Source organism: Luteimonas salinisoli (assembly GCF_013425525.1).
Taxonomy (GTDB): Bacteria; Pseudomonadota; Gammaproteobacteria; order Xanthomonadales; family Xanthomonadaceae; genus Luteimonas; species Luteimonas salinisoli.
Genome location: NZ_JACCKA010000016.1, coordinates 1 through 21,823 on the forward strand (window position 1 = coordinate 1; position 21,823 = coordinate 21,823).

20 protein-coding genes and 1 tRNA gene are annotated in these 21,823 nt (G+C 71.3%); 7 read left to right on the forward strand and 14 right to left on the reverse strand.

Translation table 11 applies throughout. From position 1 onward, the window contains the following. Window positions 1-32: 32 nt before the first annotated feature. Window positions 33-674 carry an HD domain-containing protein gene (locus H0E84_RS01885; protein ID WP_180676933.1) on the reverse strand — a complete coding sequence of 214 codons (642 nt, stop codon included), beginning with the start codon at window positions 672-674 and terminating at the stop codon, window positions 33-35. 68 nt (window positions 675-742) lie between these two features. On the opposite strand from H0E84_RS01885, the gene H0E84_RS01890 reads away from it, so the two are divergent. Continuing rightward, entirely contained in the window at window positions 743-1,939 is a 1,197-nt protein-coding gene (locus H0E84_RS01890) for a CNNM domain-containing protein (RefSeq protein ID WP_180676934.1), read from the forward strand. A 139-nt stretch (window positions 1,940-2,078) separates the two neighbouring features. On the opposite strand, the gene H0E84_RS01895 is transcribed toward H0E84_RS01890, so the two are convergent. The 4 genes from H0E84_RS01895 to hisS are packed head-to-tail and all read right to left on the reverse strand — an operon-like array spanning window position 2,079 to window position 6,083. Beyond that, window positions 2,079-2,495 (reverse strand): hypothetical protein, encoded by a 417-nt coding sequence (locus H0E84_RS01895; protein WP_257644014.1) that lies wholly within the window; start codon window positions 2,493-2,495, stop codon window positions 2,079-2,081. After that, complete coding sequence (locus H0E84_RS01900) at window positions 2,492-4,393, reverse strand: HAL/PAL/TAL family ammonia-lyase (RefSeq protein ID WP_257644015.1); 1,902 nt, start codon at window positions 4,391-4,393, stop codon at window positions 2,492-2,494. Before H0E84_RS01900 ends, H0E84_RS01895 begins: the two co-directional genes overlap by 4 nt. 8 nt (window positions 4,394-4,401) lie before the next feature. Then, complete coding sequence (locus H0E84_RS01905; RefSeq protein WP_180676936.1) at window positions 4,402-4,716, reverse strand: hypothetical protein; 315 nt, start codon at window positions 4,714-4,716, stop codon at window positions 4,402-4,404. Further along, complete coding sequence (gene hisS / locus H0E84_RS01910; protein ID WP_180676937.1) at window positions 4,713-6,083, reverse strand: histidine--tRNA ligase; 1,371 nt, start codon at window positions 6,081-6,083, stop codon at window positions 4,713-4,715. Before hisS ends, H0E84_RS01905 begins: the two co-directional genes overlap by 4 nt. Before the next feature lie 135 nt (window positions 6,084-6,218). Between hisS and H0E84_RS01915 the strand changes: the two genes are divergently transcribed. Further along, window positions 6,219-6,295, forward strand: a tRNA-Pro gene (locus H0E84_RS01915). A 75-nt stretch (window positions 6,296-6,370) separates the two neighbouring features. Here H0E84_RS01915 and proB read toward each other — a convergent pair. The 8 genes from proB to H0E84_RS01955 form a co-directional block, all read right to left on the reverse strand. Then, window positions 6,371-7,507: a glutamate 5-kinase gene (gene proB, locus H0E84_RS01920; protein ID WP_180676938.1), complete on the reverse strand. Its 1,137-nt coding sequence runs from the start codon at window positions 7,505-7,507 to the stop codon at window positions 6,371-6,373. A 49-nt stretch (window positions 7,508-7,556) separates the two neighbouring features. After that, window positions 7,557-8,855 carry an argininosuccinate lyase gene (gene argH, locus H0E84_RS01925; RefSeq protein WP_180676939.1) on the reverse strand — a complete coding sequence of 433 codons (1,299 nt, stop codon included), beginning with the start codon at window positions 8,853-8,855 and terminating at the stop codon, window positions 7,557-7,559. A gap of 26 nt (window positions 8,856-8,881) precedes the next feature. Continuing rightward, a complete protein-coding gene (gene argC / locus H0E84_RS01930) occupies window positions 8,882-9,832 on the reverse strand; it encodes an N-acetyl-gamma-glutamyl-phosphate reductase (protein ID WP_180676940.1) in 951 nt (316 codons plus the stop codon). Next, entirely contained in the window at window positions 9,829-11,160 is a 1,332-nt protein-coding gene (locus H0E84_RS01935) for an acetylglutamate kinase (protein ID WP_180676941.1), read from the reverse strand. Before H0E84_RS01935 ends, argC begins: the two co-directional genes overlap by 4 nt. A gap of 84 nt (window positions 11,161-11,244) precedes the next feature. Continuing rightward, entirely contained in the window at window positions 11,245-12,342 is a 1,098-nt protein-coding gene (locus H0E84_RS01940) for an acetylornithine deacetylase (protein ID WP_180676942.1), read from the reverse strand. A 135-nt stretch (window positions 12,343-12,477) separates the two neighbouring features. Then, window positions 12,478-13,725 (reverse strand): argininosuccinate synthase, encoded by a 1,248-nt coding sequence (locus tag H0E84_RS01945; protein ID WP_180676943.1) that lies wholly within the window; start codon window positions 13,723-13,725, stop codon window positions 12,478-12,480. Window positions 13,726-13,796: 71 nt separating this feature from the next. Continuing rightward, complete coding sequence (locus H0E84_RS01950; RefSeq protein WP_180676944.1) at window positions 13,797-14,825, reverse strand: N-acetylornithine carbamoyltransferase; 1,029 nt, start codon at window positions 14,823-14,825, stop codon at window positions 13,797-13,799. 274 nt (window positions 14,826-15,099) lie between these two features. Further along, window positions 15,100-15,591, reverse strand: a complete 492-nt coding sequence (locus H0E84_RS01955) for a hypothetical protein (RefSeq protein ID WP_180676945.1) — start codon at window positions 15,589-15,591, stop codon at window positions 15,100-15,102. Window positions 15,592-15,749: 158 nt separating this feature from the next. Here H0E84_RS01955 and cysS point away from each other — a divergent pair, with 158 nt between their 5' ends. Beyond that, window positions 15,750-17,306, forward strand: a complete 1,557-nt coding sequence (gene cysS, locus H0E84_RS01960) for a cysteine--tRNA ligase (protein WP_180676946.1) — start codon at window positions 15,750-15,752, stop codon at window positions 17,304-17,306. A gap of 166 nt (window positions 17,307-17,472) precedes the next feature. Then, on the forward strand, window positions 17,473-17,913 hold the full coding sequence (locus H0E84_RS01965) for a SufE family protein (RefSeq protein WP_180676947.1): 441 nt from the start codon (window positions 17,473-17,475) through the stop codon (window positions 17,911-17,913). Window positions 17,914-18,045: 132 nt separating this feature from the next. On the opposite strand, the gene dksA is transcribed toward H0E84_RS01965, so the two are convergent. Next, window positions 18,046-18,984: an RNA polymerase-binding protein DksA gene (dksA, locus tag H0E84_RS01970; RefSeq protein WP_180676948.1), complete on the reverse strand. Its 939-nt coding sequence runs from the start codon at window positions 18,982-18,984 to the stop codon at window positions 18,046-18,048. Between the two features lie 106 nt (window positions 18,985-19,090). Here dksA and yidD point away from each other — a divergent pair, with 106 nt between their 5' ends. From yidD to H0E84_RS01985, 3 genes are read left to right on the forward strand one after another with little or no spacing between them, the layout of a single operon-like run. After that, window positions 19,091-19,327 carry a membrane protein insertion efficiency factor YidD gene (yidD, locus tag H0E84_RS01975; RefSeq protein ID WP_180676949.1) on the forward strand — a complete coding sequence of 79 codons (237 nt, stop codon included), beginning with the start codon at window positions 19,091-19,093 and terminating at the stop codon, window positions 19,325-19,327. Continuing rightward, entirely contained in the window at window positions 19,324-20,670 is a 1,347-nt protein-coding gene (locus H0E84_RS01980; RefSeq protein ID WP_180676950.1) for a dihydroorotase, read from the forward strand. The genes yidD and H0E84_RS01980 overlap by 4 nt, the downstream gene beginning before the upstream one ends. A 5-nt stretch (window positions 20,671-20,675) precedes the next feature. Next, window positions 20,676-21,527, forward strand: a complete 852-nt coding sequence (locus H0E84_RS01985; RefSeq protein ID WP_425600448.1) for a M23 family metallopeptidase — start codon at window positions 20,676-20,678, stop codon at window positions 21,525-21,527. The last annotated feature ends 296 nt before the right edge of the window (window positions 21,528-21,823 follow it).

Consider the following 21,823-nt stretch of genomic DNA (forward strand, 5'->3'; position numbering starts at 1 on the left):
CGGCCGATCCATGCCCACCGGCACCCGAGCGCCTAGCGCATCTCGCCGATCGCCCGCTGCAGGTTGCGCCGCGCCTGGGCGTCGTAGCGGGCATGGAAGAAGTCGCTGAGGAAGATCCGCTCCCGCGCCAGCAGTTCCTCGAGGAAACGGCGGCGCTTGCGGCGGAACAGCCAGGCCGGCACCTGGCCGCGATATTCGTCGGCGATCGCGCGATGGTAGGCATCGAACGCCTCGGTGGCGGCGCCCAGGATCGCCATGTCGCAATCGAGGAAATGCCGGGTGTCCGCCGCGACGCCGGAACCGGGAAAATCCTCCGGCAGGTGCAGGCCATGGCGCGCGGTCAGGGCGATCAGCTCCGCCACGCGCCGGGCATTCACGCCGGCACCGGGCAGCCAGCGGGCGATCTCGGCCTGCGCCAACCGCGCGGAACGCGCCTCGTTGTCGCGCCGCCCCGCCCGGTAGACCGCATCGTGGTACAGCACCGCCAGCCAGGCTTCGGCGGGCTGCGACCATCCCGGCCCCGCGTCCACCTCGGCGTAGTGCCGCAGCAACTGCTCGACATGCCCGAAATGGTGATACGCCCGCGGCGGATCCGCGTAGGCCGCGCGCAGCGCCGCCCACTGCCCGTCGGGCAATTGCAGCGGCCCGGCGCCCGGGACCGGAGCGGAAATCATCGCTGGCGTCGACCGGCTGCTCGCATCGCGCTGCCTATACTGCCCTGCCGCCGCCACCGGTCGCCACCATGACAGCGCAGCCTGCCCGCCGGACCCCTCGATGCCTCGCGGCCGGGCTCCTCCTGGCGGCGCCCGTCGCAGCGTCGGCGGCGGCCGTTTCCCCGGCGGGCGCGGAGCCCTCCGGCACCGCGCTTAACGCGGCGCTGCTGGCGGGCTACCTCGGCGGCGCCATCGTGCTGTCGTTCCTCTGCTCGATCGCCGAATCGGTGCTGCTCAGCATCACGCCCTCCTTCATCGAAGACCAGCGCGACAAGCGGCCGCAACTGGCCGCGATGCTGCGGCGGCTGCGCCTGGAAAGCGTCGACCAGTCGCTGGCCGCGATCCTCACCCTCAACACCATCGCCCATACCGTGGGCGCGGTGGGCTCCGGCGCGCAGGCCACCCTGGTGTTCGGCAGCGCCTGGGTGGGGGCGTTCTCGGCGGTGGCCACGCTGTTGATCCTGTTCCTGTCGGAGATCGTGCCCAAGACCCTCGGCGCGGTGCACTGGCGGGCGCTGGCCGGCCCGGTCGCCGGATTCGTGCGCGTGCTGATCGTGGTGCTGTACCCGCTCATCAGGATCTCGGAACTGCTCACCCGGATGGTGTCGCGCGGCAAGCAGACGCACGTGTTCAGCCGCGACGAGTTCATCGCCATGGCCGGCGTGGGCGAAAAGGCGGGGCACATCGACCCGCGCGAATCGCGCATCCTGCGCAACCTGTTCCGCATGTCGTCGCTCAAGGCGCGCGACGTGATGACGCCGCGTCCGGTGCTGGCGGGGATGCAGCGCGACGCCCGGGTCTCCGAGGCGCTGAAGGCGGGGCGGACCGCACCGTTTTCGCGGATTCCGCTCTACACCGAGAACCGCGACGATATCGACGGCTTCGTGCTGAAGGACGAACTGCTGCAGGCCGAGGCGCGCGGCGAAGGCAGTGCGCCCCTGCACCGCCTGAAGCGCGAACTGCTGTCCGTGCCGGACAGCATGCCGCTCTCCAACCTGCTCGAGTTCCTGCTCGACCGCCGCCAGCAGATCGCCCTGGTGGTCGGCGAATACGGCGACGTGCAGGGCCTGGTGACGATGGAGGACGTGGTGGAAACCCTGCTCGGCGACGAGATCGTCGACGAGATGGACCGCGACACCGACATGCAGCGCCTGGCGCGGGAGCGCTGGGAGAAGCGCGCCTCCGCGCGAGGCTTGCGCCTGCCTGATCCTGGGGACGATCGCTGATCGTCTGGCTCGGTCTTGTGCAGGAATGGGCCATGCCCGCGAAAGCCGACATCGCATCCGACCGCGAGCATCGCCACCATCCTGCCGAAGGCATGCGGATTTCGTCCCGCAGCCGCTCCGGCTTCACGCCGCTCCGCCTTTATCCCGCATCTCCGCTTCCACCCGCGGTACCACCACGCATGGCGCCACCGCGCTCCCGGCGGCGGCGCAGCGCATCGACGGCCAGCCACGCCAGCGCAACCCCGCCCAGGGCGCCGACGATCTCCATGAACACGCGCGTGCCGAGCGCGTCGGCGTCGTGGATCCGCGCCAGCGCGATGCGCGCGTAGACCGGCGATTCCAGCCTCACCACGCCGAGATGGAACAGGTTCCAGGCATCGATTCCGGCGCCCAGGGCGATCGCCACCAGGCAGGCCCAGCCGATGTCGTGTCCCGGCTTCCAGGCGAAGCGCCGCTGCAGCGCATGGAAAGCGACGTAGAGCAGGACGCCGATCGCCAGCGCGATCAGTCCCGCTTCCAGCGCCCCCGCCCAGCCCAGGTGCAGCGGCAGGTTCAACCGGCCGGCCCGGCGCCCTGCTCCGCCCGCTTCGCAGCGGCCAGCAGGCTGCCGTCGGCCACCAGGCGCACCGCCTCGGCGACCTCGCCGTCGAGGGCGCGATCGCGATCGAGGAACGGGATCCGCGCGCGCAGCGCCGCGTGGGCGGCGGCCACGGCCGCGCCCGGATGGTAGCCGCCGCCGTCCGCCAGCTCGGCGCGCAGCGCTTCCACCTCCTCCAGGAACACGGCGCGATGGCGGTGCCCCTCTGCCGGCGCGCCCTGGATCTTGGCCGCGAAGCCGGCGGCGTCGCTGCGCCGGGCCAGGTCACGCGCGGCATTGATCATGTCGCTGCGGAAATCCAGGGCCTGGGCCGCGGTGTGGAGCTCCAGCGCCAGCACCCGGCCGAGATCCTCGACCATCGACAGCACGTGGCGCGCTTCGTTGGCGCCCATCGACACGTGGTCCTCGGCGTTGGCGCTGGTCGGGATCGAGAACACGCTGGCCGGGTGCGCGCGGGTGGCCAGGTCGTTGACGATCGCCGCCGCGGTGTACTGGACGATCATGAAGCCGGACTCGGTCCCGTCCTCGTTGCCGATCAGGAACGCCGGCAGGCCGTCGCTGGTGGCCGGGTCGACCAGCTTGTTGAGCCGGCGCTCGGAGATCGCCGCCAGCACCGGGATCGCCGCCTTGACGTAGCTCAGCGCCAGCGCCAGCGGCATGCCGTGGAAATGCCCCGCCGAGATCACCTGCTCCTCGACGTGGTCGGCCTGCTTCTGCGGGAACACCAGCGGGTTGTCGGTGACCGCATTGAGCTCGATGTCCAGCACGCGCTGCGCCTGCGCCAGCGCGTCGCGCACTGCGCCGTGCACCTGCGGCACGCAGCGCAGCGAGTAGCTGTCCTGCGGCTGGTGCTTCTTGCCGCCGCGGAACGGCTTGAAGCGCCGGTAGAACTTCTCGCGGCCGTGGCGCTGGTCGGCAGGCACCCAGTCCCAGCCGATGTCGAAGCGCAGCTGCTGCGCCTCGGCGGTGTCCCAGCTGCCGGGCAGCCAGCTGCGGAACCGCGGCACCAGGTGGTAGGGGATGTCGGCCAGGGTCGAGCCGGCCAGCAGCGCGCGCAGGCGTGCCGCCGCCTCCACCTGCCCCGGGTGCGGGCGCAGCGCGTGCACCTCTTCGGCGAAGGCGCCGAGGCGGCCGGCAAAGGCGTCGATGGTCATCGCCGCCGCCAGGTCGGCGGTGTCCAGCAGCCGCTCCAGCCGCTCCAGCGCCAGCACCCCCATTCCCAGCATCTGCGCGGTGCCATTGTTCAGCGCCAGACCTTCCTTGTACGACAGCGTCGCCGGCGCCAGCCCGGCGCGGCGCAGCGCCTCGGCGCCCGGCAAGCGCTCGCCCTGGACGAAGGCCTCGCCGCCGCCGAGCAGCACGATCGCCAGGTGCGAGAGCGGCGACAGGTCGCCGGAAGCGCCGACCGAGCCGAGCGAAGGCACCACCGGCACCACCCCGGCGTTGAGCAGCGCGGTCAGCGCCTGCAGCGTCTCCACCCGGATCCCGGAATGGCCGCGCAGCAGGGTGTTGATGCGGATGCAGAGCATCGCCCGCACCACATCGGCCGCCATCGGCTCGCCGACGTTGACGGCGTGGGTGAGGATCAGGTTCTGCTGCAGCTCGGCGTGCAGCGAACGCCCCGAGGGCAGCGTGCCGGGCAGTTCGTCGCGCAGCGGGTGCGCGCCGAGCAGCTTGTCCGCATTGCTGCCGAAGCCGGTGGAGACGCCGTAGATCGGCTCCTCCCGCCGCACCTGCTCGGCGAGGAACTCCGCGGCGCGGGCGACCGCCTTCAACGCGCCGTCGTCGAGCGTCACCGGCGCGCCCCGCGCCACTTGTACCAGCTGTGCGCGGGTCAGCGATACGCCATCGAGCATGATCGGATTCAACGCGTCTCTCCTTCGCATTCGATACGCGCCTCCAGGCGGATCGCGGGGCATTCCCCCATGATCCCGGCCGCCATCAGGACGTCGCGGCGCGCCGGCTCGCTGGCGAGGCGGAATCCGCCCGGGCATGTCTTTCCGGCGACGCGCTCCAGGTCGGCCCGCGCCTGCGCATCGTCGCCGCCCGGCGCCCCGCAGCGCGCGACCTCCACCGCGTAACGCCCATCGCCGAGCGGCTGCACATCGACACGGCGTTGGCTCGCGCAGCCCCCCAAGACGGCGGCCGCGAGCAACAGCCATGGCAGCGACCTGCTCACGGCATCGACCGCAGTTGTTCGCGCTCGACCAGCAGAGTGCGGCCGAGGTCGTCCTCGGCCACCTCGAACTGCTCGCCGCGGCGCAGGTCCTTCACCGCCACTGCGCCGCGCGCGGCCTCGTCCTCGCCGCGGATCGCGACGAAGCGGATCCCGGCGCGGTCGGCGTACTGCAGCTGCTTGGCCAGCTTGCGCGGCTCCAACTGGGTCTCGACGTTGAGGCCCGCGGCGCGCAGCCGCTGCGACAGCGCCAGCGCGTGGTCGAGCCCGGCGTCGTCGAGCAGCGCCACCAGCACGTCCACCGAGCTGTCGGCGGTGTCGACCAGGCCGGCCTCGCGCAACTGCCAGAACAGACGGGTCAGGCCGATCGAGATGCCCACGCCGGGGAGCTTCGATTTCGTGTAGTGCCCGGCGAGGTCGTCGTAGCGGCCGCCCGAGCAGATCGAGCCGATCTGCGGGTGCGCGTCCAGGGTGGTCTCGTAGACCATGCCGGTGTAGTAGTCCAGGCCGCGCGCGATCGACAGGTTGATGGCGTAGCCGGACTCCGGCACCCCCATCGCCCGCAGCCGCTCCAGCGCGGCGCGCAGCTCGTCGCGGCCCTGCTCGAACAGCGGCGTACCGGCACCCAGCGCATCGAGCCTCGCCAACGCGTCGGCGTGGCCCTCGGAACGCACCTGCGAGAACGCCATCAGCCGGTCGGCCACGTCAGCGGCCAGCCCGAAGCCTTCGCCGATCAACGTTTCGCGCACGGCGTCCGCACCGCGCTTGTCGAGCTTGTCGAGCTCGCGCAGCACCGCGTCCTGGCGACTCCCCTCGATGCCCAGGCCCTCGAAGAACCCGCGCAGCAGCTTGCGATGGTTCATCTGGATGGTGAACGCGCCGATCCCCAGCGCGGTGAACACGGCATGGATCACCGCCGGGATCTCGGCGTCGTAGCGCGGCGACAGCGCGTCCTTGCCGATCACGTCGATGTCGCACTGGTAGAACTCGCGGAAGCGGCCGCGCTGGGCGCGCTCGCCGCGGTACACCCGTTGCATCTGGTAGCGGCGGAACGGGAAGGCGAGCTCGCGCTCGTGCTCGGCGACGTAGCGCGCCAGCGGCACGGTGAGGTCGAAGCGCAGGGCCAGCTCCGGCAGGCTTTCGCCGGCCTTCTCGAGGGCACCGGTGGACTGCACGAAGTACACCTGCCGCTCGGTCTCGCCGCCGGACTTGGTCAGCAGCACCTCGGAGAGCTCGAACACCGGCGTCTCCACCGGCAGGAAGCCGAATCCCTCGAAGGTGCGGCGGATGGTGTCGAGCATGCGGTCGAACGCGATCTGGTCGCGCGGCAGCAGCTCCATCACCCCCGGCGGGGTACGCGGCTTGATCAAGGCGGGGCTCCGTGGTGCGTGCAGTGCGACAGTTTAACCGGCCGCGGCGCCGCGGCCGGGGTTCCCCGGCCCGGATCCGCCCCGCCCCCTTGCCGGCCCCACGGCGGCCCCCTACAATTGGCGGCTCGCCCGCGTCGGGGTGTAGCTCAGCCTGGTAGAGCGCTACGTTCGGGACGTAGAAGTCGCAGGTTCAAATCCTGTCTCCCCGACCAATCGATCCGCGAAACAGCCGGCCCCGGGCCGGTTTTTTCTTGTCCGACCGCCGGGCCGCGCGGCCCCCGCGACCGCTACACCAGTACCAGGTCGTCGCGGTGGACCACGCTGCCGCCGTAGTTGTAGCCGAGGATCGCCTCGATCTCCCGCGAGTGCCTGCGGGCGATGCGGCGGATGTCGGTGGCCGAGTACTGGCTGACCCCGCGCGCGACCGGCTGCTCGCCATCGTCGTCGCGGCAGCGGATCTCGACCATGTCCCCGCGACGGAAGTCGCCCCGCACCGCCAGCACTCCGCCCGGCAGCAGCGAGGCGCCCTTTTCGACCATGGCAGCGGCGGCGCCGACGTCGACGACGATCGCGCCGGGTTCGGCCGGGGCGTTCTGCAGCCAATGCTTGCGCGCCGCCATCCGGCTGCGGGCGGGGTGCACGCGGGTGCCGCGCAGGCGGTCCTGCGCCAACCCTTCGAGCACGTCGGCGCGGGTACCGTTGAACAGCACCGTGGCGATCCCGGCGCCGGCGGCGCGCTGGGCGGCGTCGAGCTTGGTGCGCATGCCGCCGGTGCCCGCGGCACTGCCGGCGCCGCCGGCCGCCGCCAGCAGCCCGGCGCTGAAGCGCGCCACCACCTCGACCGGGCGCGCCCCCGGGTTGAGCCGAGGATCGGCGTCGTACAGGCCGTCGATGTCGGTGGCGATGAACAGCACCTCGGCATCGACGAGGGCGGCGACGATCGCCGCCAGGGTGTCGTTGTCGCCGAGCTTGAGCTCATCGACCGAGACCGTGTCGTTCTCGTTGACGATCGGCAGCGCGCGCTGGCGCAGCAGCGCCGCGAGGGTGGCGCGGGCGTTGAGGTAGCGGCGGCGGTTGCGCAGGTCGTCGTGAGTCAGCAGCACCTGTGCGACCGGGCGTTCGAAGAACCCTTGCCAGAAAGCCATCAACTGAGCCTGGCCCAGTGCCGCCAGCGCCTGGCGCTCGGCGATCGGCGCGTCGACGGCCGTGTCTGCGCGCACGATCGCGCGGCCGGCGGCGACCGCACCGGAAGAGACCAGCACCACCTCGCGGCCGGCGGCGGCGCAGGCCGAGACGAACCCGGCCAACGCCCGGGCATTGCGCGGCGACAGGCCACCGCCGTCGGCGGCCAGCAGGCTGCTGCCGACCTTCAGCACCGCACGCCGCCAGGGCGGCAGCACCTGTTCGCCGAATCCCCCGGTCATCGTCTCTGCATCCGTGTTGCGTAGAGCGGAGCTTGCTCCGCTGCGCCGATCACACCGGCAGCGCCGCCAGGCGCTCGCGCAGTTCCTCCAGCCCCAGGTCGGCGCAGGCGCCGGGCGAGACCCGCGCCTGCAGGCTGCCTTCCGGAGTCCTGCCCTCGCCCGCCTGCGCGACTGCCTCGGCAGCGGCGCGGTAGGCGTCGCGGAACGGCACCCCGGCCGCGGACTGCTCCACCGCCACGTCGGTGGCGTACATGCCGGCGTCGATGGCCTCGCGCATCCGCCGCGGACGCCATTCCAGGTTGGCCAGCAGCGCCGGCAGCAGCTCCAGCGCCGCCAGGCCGCGGCCGAAGCCGTGGAAGATCGCGCCCTTGCTGGCCTGCAGGTCGCGGTGGTAGCCGGACGGCAGCGACAGCAGCTGCTCGATCTCGGTGCGGGCCGCAGCCACGCTGGCATGGGTGGCGCGCATCAGCTCGATCACGTCCGGGTTGCGCTTGTTGGGCATGATCGAGCTGCCGGTGGTGTACTGCGCCGGCAGGTCCACGAAGCCGAATTCTGCGCTGGTGAACAGCGACACGTCCCAGGCCAGGCGGCGCAGGTCGAGGGTCGCCGAGCCCAGCGCCTCCAGCGCCGCCAACTCGAACTTTCCGCGCGAGAGCTGCGCGTAGACCGGGTTGACCTGCTGCCGGGCGAAGCCGAGCGCGGCGGTGGTGTGCGCGCGATCGAGCGGCAGGTTGACTCCGTACCCGGCGGCGGTGCCGAGCGGGTTGGCGTCGAGCAGGGCGCGGGTATCGAGTGCGCGGCGGGCGTCGTCGATGAAGGCCTCGGCCCAGCCGGCCCACCACAGGCCCGCCGACGAGACCACCGCGCGCTGCAGGTGGGTGTAACCGGGCAGCGGCAGTTCCGCCTCGGCGCGGGCGCGGTCGAGGGCGATGGTCGCGATCTCGCGCGCCAGCGCCGCGGTACGCCCCAGCTTCTCCTTCAGCCACATGCGGGTCGCGACCAGCACCTGATCGTTGCGGCTGCGCCCGGTGTGAATCTTCTTGCCGGCATTGCCCAGTTTTTCGACCAGCCAGGCCTCGATCGCGGAGTGGCCGTCCTCGTATCGGGCATCGAGCACGAAGCGCCCGGCCGAGAACTCCCCGGCCAGCGCCGACAGCTCGCGCTCCATCGCCCCCAGCTCGTCCTCCGACAGGATGCCGATGCGTCGCAGGCCCTGCGCGTGGGCGCGGCTGGCGGCGATGTCGTGGAGGAAGAATTCGCGGTCGAGGACCACGTCGTCGCCCGCCAGGAACGCCTGGATCTGCGCGTCGACGGCGACGCCGGGCTTCTGCCAGAGGAGATCGGACATGTCAGGCTCCTGGTTCGGTCAAGCGTTCACAGCGGGATGCCTTCGAACTCGCCGAAACCGAGCGCGAGGTTGAGATTCTGCATGGCCTGGGTCGCGGCACCCTTGAGCAGATTGTCGAGGGTCGCTACCGCCACCACCCTGCGGCCGTCGCCGGACACGGTGATGCCGCCGATCTGGACGCCGTGGCGGCCGGCGATGCGGCTGACCCATGGCGCCGCGTCGACCACCTCGACCAGCGGCTCGCCGGCGTAGCGCTCGCGGTAGCGCGCGGCCACCGCGTCGGCGGCGACCGGCGCGCGCAGGTGCAGGTTGACGGTCATGGCGATGCCGCGGAAGTGCGGCGCGACGTGCGGCATGAACTCGACGTCCGCGCCGAGCTGGCGGGCCGCCTCGCGCTCGTGGATGTGGCCGGCGAGCGCGTACGGCATCAGGTTGTCGCGCAGCTTCTCCGGATCGTTGCGGTCCGACGGCGCCGTGCCGGCACCGGAGTAGCCGGACACGCCGAAGCACTGCACCGGGCCGACGACGTCGTCCAACAGCGGCGCGATCGCCAACTGCATTGCGGTGGCGTAGCAGCCGGGATTGCTGATCCGGCGCTGGCCGGCGTAGCGGGCGCGGGTCAGCTCCGGCAGGCCGTAGTACCAGCCGTCGTCGAAGCGACGGTCGGCCGAGAGATCGACGATCACGGTACCGGGGGCTGCACGCTCGAGTTCCGCCACGAACGGCCCGCCCTTGGCGTTGGGCAGCGCCAGCACCACCGCGTCGACCCCGCGCCCGGCGACGGCGGCAGGATCCAGGGTCTCGTAGCGCAGCGCGCCGGAGAACTCCGCGACGTGCGCATCGACGCGCTGGCCCGCCAGTTCGCGCGAGGAGACGAAGCCGAGCGCGAGCCCGGGGTGGGCCGCCACCAGGCGGATCAGCTCCGCGCCGGTATGCCCGCGAGCGCCGACCAGGCCGACGCGTGCCGGGCCGCTCATGCCGCGCGCCCCGGGTCGAGCAGGGTCGGTTCGCGTCGCGCGCAGTGATTCACGCAGGCCTCGATCCCGGCGAAGTCGGCGATGCCGTACCAGAACACCTTCCAGCGCTCCTGCCTGTAGCTGCCGTCGGACTCGGAATAGTAGAACTGGTTGACGGCATTGTGGTGGCGCGAGCGCCAGAACAGGCGCGGGGTCCGTTCGCGCATCACCTGCCACACCGCCCGCCCCAGGCCCTCGCCCTGGGCGTCGTCGAGCACCGCGAACTTGTCGAGATAGACGCCGCAGTCCTCGTCGGTCAGCACGATCGCCGCTCGGTAGTTCTCGCTGACGTACGCGCGCAGCAGCCGGGTGCGATCGAAGTAGTCCGGTGCCAGCGCGCGACCGAAGCTGGACTCGATCAGCCCGCGCAGCCGGGGCAGGTCCAGTTCGCTCCACGCCGCCGCCTGCAGCACGCGCTCGCCGCGGCGCACCAGGGTGCCCGAGCCGCGATGGGTGAACAGTTCCTTGGCCAGGTCCGCCGGGCGGGTGATCGAGACCGACGAGGCCAGCGGCAGGTCGTCGAGCAGGCGCTTGATCTGCTCGATCTTCAGGCGCATGCCGCCGTTGAGCCACGGCTGGGCCATGAGGTGCTCGTATTCGGTGGAGAGGTTGATCGAATCGATCACGCTGCCACGGTCGTCGAGCAGGCCGCCGGTACCGGTGAGGAAGATGATCTTGTAGGGCTGCAGCACCCGCACCAGTTCGTTGGCGGAGACGTCGGCGTTGACGTTGAGGATCTGCCCCGAGGGGGTCTCGCCGAGACTGGCGATGACCGGAATCGAGCCGGCCTGCAGGCTGGCCTCGATCGGCGCCAGGTTCACCGCCCTCACCTCGCCCACCAGGCCGTAGGTGTCGCGGTCGAGGTAGTCGGCCTCGAACACCCCGCCGGTGATCGAGGTCGCCCGGGCGTCGGCCTGCTGCAACGCCTCCACCAGGGCGAGATTGGAAGCCTGGAACACCCGGCGCACGATCGCCAGCGCCTCCGGGGTGGTGACGCGCAGGCCGTCGACCGTGGTCTTCTCGATGCCCGCCGCAGCCAGCTCGGCGTCCAGTTGCGGGCCGGCGCCGTGCACCACGATCGGGGTCAGCCCGACCTGCTGCAGGAACGACAGCGACGAGGTCAGCGCCTCCAGATCGTCGCGCAGCACCGCCCCGCCGACCTTCACCACCGCGAAGCGCTTGGCGTCGAGCTGCGAGAAGCGCTTGAGGTACTGGCTGATCTCCTTGGCGCTGGCCATGCTGGAGAGCAGCCGGATGATCGTCTGGCGGGTTTGGGTGTGGGCTTGCATCGCCGCGTCTGCCTGGTTCGATGTGGGTGATGTGTCGTGATGGCCGGGATGGCGCAAGGGCGCCGGTGCGCGACCGGCCCCGGGCTACGCGGGCGCCGGGCGATCGATGACGCGGGCGACGACGTCGGCGTAGGCGTGCAGCTGGTCCAGCGCCACCCACTCGTCGGCGGTGTGGGCCTGGGCGATGTCGCCGGGGCCGAACACCAGTGCGGTCAGGCCGGCCTGGGAGAACAGCGAGGCCTCGGTCCAGAAATCCACGGCGTTGCCGACCGGCAGCCCCAGCGCATCGGCCAGGTCGCGCGCCTGCAGCCGCCGCTCCTCGGCCGCGGCCACCGCGCCCGCCGGCAGCGGCGGGCCGCGGAAGGTTTCCTCGTAGCGCTCCAGCGCGCCGGCCTCGACGAAGCCGCCGAAGCGGGTGTGCAGGGCGTCGATGTCCTGCGAGGGCAGCGGCCGGAAGCCGAACCGCACTTCCGCCTCCGGTGCGATCACGTTGGCCTTGATCCCGCCTTCCACCCTGCCGACATTGAAGCGCAGCCCGGTCAGGCCGCCGAAGCGCTCGTGCTCCTGCGCCTGCACGTAATCCAGCGCCCGCGCGCCCCAGCGCATGGCGTGGTGCAGCGCATTGGCCTGCATCGCCCCGGCGCCGGAGGCGTGCCCGGCGGCGCCGCGGAAGCGCAGCCGCACCGAGGAGATGCCACGGTGCGCCAGCACCGCCTCGCAGCCCGTCGGCTCGGCGACGATCGCCTCGGTGAAGCGGTAGCCGCCCTTCAGGAACGCCGGCACGCAGCGCGCGTCGTTGGCCTCCTCGTCGCTGCTGAACAGGAACGCCGCATCGCCGCGGGTGGCCTGCGCGGCGGCCAGCAGGCCGGCGGCGGCGCCCTTGATGTCGCAGGCGCCAAGGCCCACGGCGCGCTCGCCGTCGACCCTCAGCTTGAATGGGTCGGCGCTCCAGTGCGGCGAGTCCGGCACGGTGTCCAGGTGCACGTTGAACAGCCGCTGCGGCGAACCGCGCACCGCGAGCAGCGAAACCGCACCCGCGCCGTGGTCGCTCAGCGTGATGCGGAAGCCCGGGAGCTGGTCTCGGATGTACGCGAAGATGCCGCCACCGTCGATCGCCCGCGGCGGGTTGCGGGTGTCGAAGCCGACCAGCGCTTCGAGATGTTTGAGGATGGTGTCGAGCATCGGACGGATTCTCCGTAACCCTGCCGTGATGGGTGGCAGGAGACGTGTCGCAAGCCGGGGGCGATCGTGAGCCGTTATGGATGCCGTAGGCGCGAGTGCGCGTGACGGCGCTAAGTCTTGCCGATTCTCGATTCCCTATTCCCCATTCCCGGCTCCATTGACCTGCGCCCACAGCGTCGAGCTCATGCCGAACAGCTTGATGAAGCCCTCCGCTTCCTCCACGCCCCAGTCGGCCGACTGCGCATAGGTGGCGCCCTGCGCGTGCAGCAGGTGCGGCGAGGACACCGCCACGGCATCGACGCGGCCGCCGCGGGTCTCCAGCACCACCTCGCCATTGACCATGCGCTGCGAGGACGCCAGGAACGCTTCGAGGTCGGCCTTCAGCGGATCGTGGTAGAAGCCCTCGTACACCAGCTCCACCCACTGCCGCGCCACCGCCGGCTTGAAACGGTTCTGCTGCTTGCTCAGCACCGCCTCCTCCAATGCGCGGTGCGCCGCCAGCAGGGCCACCAGGCCCGGCGCCTCGTACACGATCCGGCCCTTCAGGCCGATGGTGGTGTCGCCGGTGTACATGCCGCGGCCCACGCCGTACTGGGCGAACAGGACGTTGAGCCGCGCCAGCAGCATCGCGCCCTCGAGCGGCCTGCCGTCCAGTTCCACGGCCTCGCCGGCGGCGAAGCGCAGCCTGACCTGCAGCGGCTCGGCCGGCCACGCGCTGCGCGGCGCGCACCAGCCGCGGGCGCCTTCGCCCGGCGCCTCCCAGCGGTCGATCTCGCCGCCGGAGAGGGTCACGCCGAGCAGGTTCTCGTTGATGGTGTAGGCCTTCTGCCTGGCGCGCACGCCGAAGCCGCGCGCCTCCAGGTACGCCTGCTCGTAGGCGCGGGTCTGGGTGTGCTCCTTCTGGATCTCTCGGATCGGGGCGACGATGCGGTAGCCGCCGCTGGCCTTCACCGCCAGGTCGAAGCGCACCTGGTCGTTGCCCATGCCGGTGCAGCCGTGCGCCACCGCGTCGGTGCCGAGCTCGCGCGCCCGCGCCAGGGTGGCGTCGACGATCAGGTAGCGGTCCGAGACCAGCAGCGGATACTGCCCCTGGTAGCCCTCGCCGGCCCACACGAACGGTTTGACGAACCCCTCCCAGATCGCCGGCCCGCCGTCCACCGTGACGTGGCTGGCCACGCCGAGCTCGGCGGCGCGCTCCTCGATGAAGGCACGCTCCTCCGCATCCACGCCGCCGGTATCGGCGAACACCGTATGCACCCGCCAGCCCTGCTCCTGCAGGTAGGGGACGCAGAAGCTGGTGTCGAGACCCCCGGAGAAAGCCAGGACGATGTCCGTGGAGCCGGGAATCGGGAATCGGGAATCGGGAATGGAAGAAGCAGGCATGGGGAGTTCTCTGGATGCTGGAGACGTGTGGGGGCTGAAGTGGTTGTGTCGTTTTCGCTTTTGACGATTCCCTATTCCCGATTCCCCATTCCCGACGGCTGCGCGATCAGCGCCGCCATCACCGCCTTCTGCACGTGCAGCCGGTTTTCGGCCTCGTCGATGGCGATGCAGGCGGGGGAGTCCATCACCGCGTCGGTGGCCTTGACGTTGCGGCGCAGCGGCAGGCAATGGCTGAAGACGGCGTTGTCGGTCATGGCCATCTTCGCCTCGTCGACGATGAAGTGGCGATAGCGGTCGCGTACCGGCTTCTCGCGCTCCCAGTCGCCGAAGTACGGCAGCGCGCCCCAGCTCTTGGCGTACACCGCGTGGGCGCCGGCGTAGGCGCTGTCGATGTCGTGGCTGACGGAGAACGAACCGCCGTTCTCGGCGACGTTGTCGCGGGCCCAGCCCAGGTAGCGCTCGTCGAGCAGGTAGTCCTCGTTCGGGCACAGCAGGGTCACGTCCATGCCCATGCGGGTGGCGATGGTGAGCGCCGAGTTGGCCACCGCGGTGTTGAGCGCCTTGGGGTGGTAGGTCCAGGTGAGCACGTACTTGCGGCCGCGCAGGTCGTCGCTGCCGAAGTGCTCGCGCAGCGCCAGCGCGTGCGCCAGCTCCTGGCAGGGATGGGTGATGGTCTCCATGTTGATCACCGGCACCGTCGAGTAGCGGGCGAAGGACTGCAGCACGCGGTCCTGGCGATCCACCGACCAGTCGACGAACTTCGGAAAGGCGCGCACGCCGATCAGGTCGACGTAGCGCGCCAGCACCCGCGCCACTTCGGCGATGTGCTCCTCGGTATCGCCCTCCATCACCGTGCCGAGCTCGAACTCGATCGGCCAGGCGTCCTTGCCCGGCTGCAGCACGATGGCGTGGCCGCCGAGCTGGAACGCGCCGAGTTCGAAGCTGGTGCGGGTGCGCATCGAGGAGTTGAAGAACACCAGGGCGATCGAGCGGCCCTCGAGTTCGTCGCCCAGACGCCGGCGCTTGAAGCGCGCGGCCTCGGCCAGCAGCCCGTCGAGCTCGGTCCGGCTCCAGTCCTGGGTGTTGAGGAAGTGCTTCATCGGTGGTTCCTGTCGGTCGGCGGATGCCGGCGGGCGAAAAGTCGCGGCGCGAAAACGAAAAAACCCAGCTCGAGGCTGGGTCGGTCCTGTGAAACCCGATGACGCGGGTCCCGGCTACCCAGCTGGCTGGCAGGCTTCCGGTCGGCGCGCGCGCGAGGTCATCCCCGCCGCCATGCGGGCGGAGGTGAGGATCTGGGCGTCGGCGCGGATCTGGGTCATCGCGCGGCATCCTCGCACGAGCGGCGTGCGCTCGCAAGCTTCGGCACGTGCCGCCCTACTCGCCACTGGCCCCGACCACCGGCGTCACGGAGACCCGCACCCGCACCCGGTTGCCCGGGTCGTAGGGCAGCCGCGAACGGTACTTGACGCCCTTGTGCACGTAGTCGACGTCGTAGCCGATCGGGCGCCGGAACTCGCGTTCGACCGGCACCATCCGGCAATCGCCGCCGGCCGAGGGGGCGACCTCCTCGACCTCTTCGGACGGCGTGAGCACGTCGCGGACCGCGCCGACCACCCGCGAGAGCCCGCGCCGCTCCTGCTCGGGCACCGGGCTCTCCGGCGTCTCGGTGCAGCGCTCGACCATGCTGGTGGCGCGCAGGGTCTGGTAAACCGGCTCGGCACTCAGCACCTTGGCGTAGTCGATGCGCACGTTCTCCGGCGGCGGCGGCGGCGGCGTCCCCTCCGGCGGCACGTCCTGAGCCATGCCCGGTGTCGCCGCGGCGGCGGCGAGCAGCAGGATGGACAGGGCAAGTTCGGAGCGCAGCATCGGGGTCCCGGTAGCCGAATCCCCCGAGTGTAGGCCGCGGCCGCCGCGACCGGCTGAATCGCCGCTGTCGTGGCCTTCACGCGACCGGTAGAATCCAGGGCCGGCCGGCGCCCCGACACCACGGGTCGCCGGCATCCGCTTCCCCCCTGCCCTTGCCGATGAGCCTGCGCCTTTTCAACAGCCTGACCCGCCGGGCCGAACCCTTCGCGCCACTGGACCCGGCCTGCCCGACCATGTACCTGTGCGGGCCCACCGTCTACAACTACGTGCACATCGGCAACGCCCGCGGCCCGGTGGTGTTCGGCGTGCTGGCGGCGCTGCTGCGCCGGCGGTTCGGCGGGTTGCGCTACGCCCGCAACGTCACCGACGTCGACGACAAGATCAATGCCGCGGCGAAGGAACTGGGCGTACCGATCTCGGCGATCACCGCGCGCTACGCGACCGCCTACCGCGAGGACATGGCCGCGCTGGGCGTCGAGCCTCCGGACCTGGAGCCGGAAGCGACCGCGCACATCGCCGAGATCGTGGCGATGATCGAACGCCTGGTCGAAGGCGGTCACGCCTACGCCGCCGACGGCCACGTGCTGTTCGCGGTCGCCGGCTTCGAGGACTACGGAAAGCTCTCGCGGCGCGACCCCGAGGAGATGCTGGCCGGCGCGCGCGTCGAGATCGCCCCCTACAAGCGCGATCCGGGCGATTTCGTGCTGTGGAAGCCGTCCGGCGACGATCTGCCGGGCTGGGACTCGCCGTGGGGCCGGGGCCGCCCGGGCTGGCACATCGAATGCTCGGCGATGGCCGCCGCCCACCTGGGCGAAACCATCGACATCCACGCCGGCGGCGTCGACCTGCAGTTCCCGCATCACGAGAACGAGATCGCGCAGAGCGAGTGCGCGCACGGCGGCCGCGCCTTCGCACGGTTCTGGTTGCACAACGGCATGCTCACCCTGTCCGGGGCGAAGATGTCCAAGTCGGTGGGCAACATCGAGAAGGTCCGCGACCTGCTGCGAAAGCACCCGCCGGAGGCGCTGCGCTACGCCTTGCTCTCGGCCCACTACCGACAGCCGCTGGACTGGTCGGACGGGCTGATCGAGCAGTCGGTGCGCACGCTCGACCGGCTCTACGGGACCCTGCGCGACCTCGGCGATACCGACGTCGCCGCACGGATCCCGGAGCCCGTGGAAGCGGCGCTCGACGACGACCTCAACACTCCGCAGGCGCTGGCCGAGCTGGCCAGCATCGCCAGGCTGGCAAGAGCCAGGCTCGAGGCCGCCAGTGCCGCGCTCGCCTCCGCAAGCGCCGAGCGGGACCGAGCCGGCCGCCTGGTGCGGACGCACGCGGAAGCGCACTACGCCGATTGCTTCCCGGAGCTCGAGAATCCTTTTTCGCTCCAGGCGTGGGTGGACCGCGGATTCGAGCCCGAAGAGGATTCGGCTTCCCGACTCGCCGATGAAATCGGCGCAGCACTGAGCGGCCTCAAGGCCAGACTGCTCGGCGCCGGGCTGGCGCTCGGCCTGCTGCAGCAGGATCCGGGCGCGTGGTTCGCCCGCGGCGCATCGGGCGACGACGACGCGCGCATCCAGTCGTTGATCGACGAACGCGCCGCGGCCAAGAAGCGCCGCGACTTCGCCCGCGCCGACGCGATCCGCGGACAGCTGGCCGCCGAGGGCGTACTGTTGGAGGACACGCCGGACGGCGTGCGCTGGAAGCGGGCCTGAACGATCGCCGGCGGCGGCCGCGCTGCGCAGCGGATCCGCGGACGCGGCGGCGGCGCGCGGCTGCCCGATGGCTTGAATCTTCCCCGGCGCACGCCCATCTGTACCGTTGGGATCCCCATCTTCCTCCGTCGCAGCCGCCAGGCGGACGGCGAGACACAGGCATACCGTGACCGACACCTTCCCGCTCGAGCCCACCCCCGAAGCCGCGCAGGCCGCGATCGGCGACGAGTTCGCGTTCTTCGGCGACTGGTCGGAGCGCTACCAGTACCTGATCGACCTCGGGCGCAAACTGCCGGAGTTTCCGGAGGCGTGGAAAACCGAGGAGCACCGGCTGCACGGCTGCCAGTCGATGGTCTGGATCGTGCCCTCCGGGGATGCCCGCCGGCTCGACTTCGCCGCGATCAGCGACTCGGCCATCGTCTCCGGGTTGATCTACCTCGCGCTGCGCGTCTACTCGGGGCGCAGCGCCCGCGAGATCCTCGACACCGGCGCCGACTACATCGGTGCGATCGGGCTGGCCAAGCATCTTTCGCCCACCCGCAGCAACGGTCTCGCGGCGCTGCTGGCCTACATCCGCGAGCAGGCGCAACGCGCGCTGCAGCACTGACCGCCGCGCGGGACGGCGGCACGGCCGCCTCGCGCCGGCGCGACTCTCGACTCCGCCCCGCGTCAGGGCCTCCCGCGGAAACGAAAGAACCCGGCCAGGGCCGGGTTCTTCGCGCCAAAGACAGGAGTGCGATCAGTCGCCGATCTGCTTCTGCAGGTGCTCCCAGCGCTCCTGCTCGTCGATGGTGCGCTCGGCGGTCAGGCGCGCCTCCAGGCGGTCCAGGCCGATCTCCTCGCCCGAATCGACGCTGTAGCCGTACTCGCCGGAGTCCACGCGCTTGAGCGTGCTGTCGATCTTGCCGATCAGCTTGCGGTAGCGGTCGCGGGTGCGCAGTTCCAGGGAGTTCTCGGTCTCGCGGGTGGCGCGCTCGGCCTCGTCGCCGACGTCGCGCACTTCCTCCTTGAGGTTCTCGATGGTCTGCTTGGACTCCTCGACCAGATCGGCGCGCCACTTCAGCAGGCGCTGGCGGAAATACTCGAGGTGCAGCGGCCCCATGTACTCCTCGTCCGCTGCCGGCCGGTAGCCCTCCGGCAGGATCGGCCGCCCGGTCTCCGGGTCGGTCTTGTAGTCGATGGTGCGGTACTGGGTGCGGGGCGCGGGCCTGGTCGGACGCGCGACCACCGCCACAGCCACCTTGCCCGCCGGCCGGCTGCGCGCCGGAGTGGCCGGCTGCGTCCTGGCAGGTGCGGCGGCGGCCGGCTTGCGGGCCGCCGGCGCGGTCTTCGGCGCCACGCTCGTGGTCTTGGCGACCGGCTTCTTCCGCGCCGGCTCGCTCGCGGCCTTGGCCGGTGCCGGACGCGCGGTCTTCCTGGCGGCCTTCTTCGGCGCGGACACGGGCGCGGCCTTCTTCGCAGGCGCCTTCTTCGTCGGGGCGGCCTTCGTCGCAGGGGTCTTCTTCGCGGGAGCCTTCTTCGCCGCAGCCGTGGCCTTCTTCGCTGCAGCCGGCTTCGCGGCAGGCGCCTTGGCCGCCGTCTTGCGGGCCGGCGCCGGCTTCGGCGCGGCCTTCTTCGCCGCCGCCTTCTTCGGTGCGGCCTTCTTCGAGGCTTTCTTTGCGGGTTTCTTCACTGCCACGTCGTAATGTCCTTGCGGGTTCCCGTGGAATGGGGAAGCGCGCTGTTATACCCTGCCCTGACGGCAGCGGCAACCGCGATTGCCGTCTTTCCGCCGTGCACGTGACGTGATCGAACGCCTGCTCATCGCCCTGCTGCACCTGTACAAGCGCTTGCTCAGCCCGCTGCTCGGGCCCCGCTGCCGCTTCGTGCCGACCTGCTCGGAGTACGCGATGACCGCGATCGCCCGCTACGGCGCGCTGCGCGGCGGCTGGCTGGCCCTGCGCCGGATCGGCCGCTGCCATCCCCTGCACCCCGGCGGCTACGACCCCGTCCCGCCCCCTTCCACGGACAAGACCCCATGACCGACATCCTGATCGTCAACGCCCGGCTGGTGAACGAAGGCCGCGAGTGGGAGGGCGATCTGCGCATCTCCCGGGGCCGCATCGCCGAGATCGGCGCAGGCCTCGCCGCCGGGGCGCGCGAGACGGTGGTCGACGCCGCCGGGCGCCGGCTGCTGCCCGGGATGATCGACGACCAGGTGCACTTCCGCGAGCCCGGCATGGAGCACAAGGCCGACATCGCCACCGAATCTGGCGCGGCGGTCGCCGGGGGCCTGACCAGCTTCATGGACATGCCCAACACCAGCCCCCCGACCCTCGACCGCGACGCGCTCGAGGACAAGTACGCGCGCGCCGCCGGCCGAGCGCGCGGCAACTACGGCTTCTACTTCGGCGCCAGCAACGACAATCTCGACAACGTCCGCGCCCTCGATCCGCGCTCGGCCCCGGGAGTCAAGGTGTTCATGGGCGCTTCGACCGGCAACATGCTGGTCGACGATCCCGAGGTGCTGGACGGCATCTTCGCCGGGACCCCGGTACCGATCATCACCCATTGCGAAGACACGCCGATGATCGACGCGGAGCTGGCCCGGTATCGGGAACGCTACGGCGACGACATCCCGGCGCGCTGCCATCCCGACATCCGCTCGCGCGAGGCGTGCATCAAGTCGACGCGGCTGGCGCTGTCGCTGGCGCGCCGCCACGGCACCCGCCTGCACGTGCTGCACATCTCCACCGCCGACGAGCTCGCACTGTTCGAGCGCGGACCCCTGGTCGCCGCGGACGGCACCCGCAAACGCATCACCGCCGAGACCTGCATCCACTTCCTGCGCTTCGAACGCGACGACTACGAGCGCCTGGGCCACCTGATCAAGTGCAACCCGGCGATCAAGGACGCCTCCGACCGCGCCGCGCTGCTGCGGGCGATCGCCGACGACACCATCGACGTACTCGCCACCGATCACGCGCCGCACACGCTGGAGGAGAAGCACCACCCCTATGTGCGCGCACCCAGCGGCCTGCCGCTGGTGCAGTTCGCGCTGACGGCCGCGCTCGAATGCGTGCACGAAGGTCATTTCGACACCGCCCGGGTGGTGCAGAAGTTCGCCCACGCCCCGGCGCAGCTGTTCGACGTGAAGGAGCGCGGCTACCTGCGGGAAGGCTACTGGGCCGATCTGGTGCTGGTCGAGGACCGCCCATTCACCGTGACCCGCGAACAGGTGCTGTCCAAATGTGGCTGGTCGCCGTTCGAGGGCAGCACCTTCCGCAGCCGCATCGCCTCGACCTGGGTCAACGGCGCACTGGCCTGGGACGGCGCCCATCTGGTCGGCGAGGCGGGTGGCCGCCGGCTGGAGTTCGACCGTTGAGGCGCCTGGTGTCGCTCGCTTTGGCGGGACTGCTGGGGTTCGCGCCGTTCCTCGCGCTGGCGCCAGCGTCCGCATGCGCGACGGACCGGCCGGCGGGCGACGACCAGCGCGCGGTCTTCCCCGCGAGCGTCCAGCAGGGTGCGATGGTGATCGGCAAGGTGCCGCCCGGCAGCCGCGTGGAGTACGCGGGACGCGCGCTCCGCGTGACCGGCTACGGCAGCGTGGTCCTGGGCATCGGCCGCGACGCCTCCGGCCCGGCCGAGGTGGCGGTGACGCGGCCGGACGGCAGCCGCGAGACCACGCGCATCGCGGTGACCCCGCGCGATTGGCCGGTCGAGCGGGTCAGCGGCGTGCCGCCGAAGACCGTCGACCCGCCGCCGGCGATCGCCGAACGGATCCGCCGCGAGCAGGCGCGCGTCACCGAGGCCCGGGCCCGCGACGACGCCCGCGCCGATTTTGCGCAGCGCTTCGCCTGGCCGGTCGAGGGCCGCATCAGCGGCCGCTTCGGCAACCACCGCGTCTACAACGGCAAGCCCGGTTCCGCGCACTCGGGCATGGACATCGCCGTGCCCTCCGGTACCCCGGTGAAGGCGCCCGCCGCGGGCGTCGTCACCTTCGCCGATGCCGACCTGTACCTGACCGGCGGCACCGTGCTGCTCGACCACGGCCACGGCATCAGCTCGAACTTCCTGCACCTGTCGCGGATCGACGTGCAGCCAGGCGACCGCGTCGAGCAGGGTCGGGTGATCGGCGCCGTGGGCGCCACCGGGCGGGCGACCGGGCCGCATCTGCACTGGGGGATGAACTGGTTCGACGTGCGGATCGATCCATTGCTGGTGCTCGAGCGCGGACGCTAGGTTCCTGCTGCGGCTGAAAAATACCGCGCGCGGCAGGGCAAGCGAGTTCGCGGGCTTCGGAGCCAGCGGCGCCCGGGCCGGTCATTCGCTTTCGGATCTCCGGCAACCCAGTCCTCCGAAGCCGACCAACGTCTCAGCGGGAGTCGCGCCCCGCGCGGTCGACCGAAGGCGCCCTTGCAAGGAACCAACTGCCAGACGCGCCTATTCACTGGCGCAGCCCCGTGGCGACGGTGATGGATCAGTTCGACGGATGGGACTGCCTGGCGCGGCCGGACCGAAGGGCGGAGCAACACCCC

Excerpts from the sequence above, each read along its gene's own strand:
- H0E84_RS01945 (WP_180676943.1), bottom strand. The coding sequence starts at position 13,725 with ATGCCTGCTTCTTCCATTCCCGATTCCCGATTCCCGATTCCCGGCTCC.
- cysS (WP_180676946.1), top strand. The coding sequence starts at position 15,750 with ATGAGCCTGCGCCTTTTCAACAGCCTGACCCGCCGGGCCGAACCCTTC.
- argH (WP_180676939.1), bottom strand. The coding sequence starts at position 8,855 with ATGTCCGATCTCCTCTGGCAGAAGCCCGGCGTCGCCGTCGACGCGCAG.
- H0E84_RS01955 (WP_180676945.1), bottom strand. The coding sequence starts at position 15,591 with ATGCTGCGCTCCGAACTTGCCCTGTCCATCCTGCTGCTCGCCGCCGCC.
- H0E84_RS01890 (WP_180676934.1), top strand. The coding sequence starts at position 743 with ATGACAGCGCAGCCTGCCCGCCGGACCCCTCGATGCCTCGCGGCCGGG.
- H0E84_RS01935 (WP_180676941.1), bottom strand. The coding sequence starts at position 11,160 with ATGCAAGCCCACACCCAAACCCGCCAGACGATCATCCGGCTGCTCTCC.
- H0E84_RS01900 (WP_257644015.1), bottom strand. The coding sequence starts at position 4,393 with ATGCTCGATGGCGTATCGCTGACCCGCGCACAGCTGGTACAAGTGGCG.
- H0E84_RS01885 (WP_180676933.1), bottom strand. The coding sequence starts at position 674 with ATGATTTCCGCTCCGGTCCCGGGCGCCGGGCCGCTGCAATTGCCCGAC.
- H0E84_RS01980 (WP_180676950.1), top strand. The coding sequence starts at position 19,324 with ATGACCGACATCCTGATCGTCAACGCCCGGCTGGTGAACGAAGGCCGC.
- proB (WP_180676938.1), bottom strand. The coding sequence starts at position 7,507 with ATGACCGGGGGATTCGGCGAACAGGTGCTGCCGCCCTGGCGGCGTGCG.
- argC (WP_180676940.1), bottom strand. The coding sequence starts at position 9,832 with ATGAGCGGCCCGGCACGCGTCGGCCTGGTCGGCGCTCGCGGGCATACC.
- H0E84_RS01940 (WP_180676942.1), bottom strand. The coding sequence starts at position 12,342 with ATGCTCGACACCATCCTCAAACATCTCGAAGCGCTGGTCGGCTTCGAC.
- H0E84_RS01950 (WP_180676944.1), bottom strand. The coding sequence starts at position 14,825 with ATGAAGCACTTCCTCAACACCCAGGACTGGAGCCGGACCGAGCTCGAC.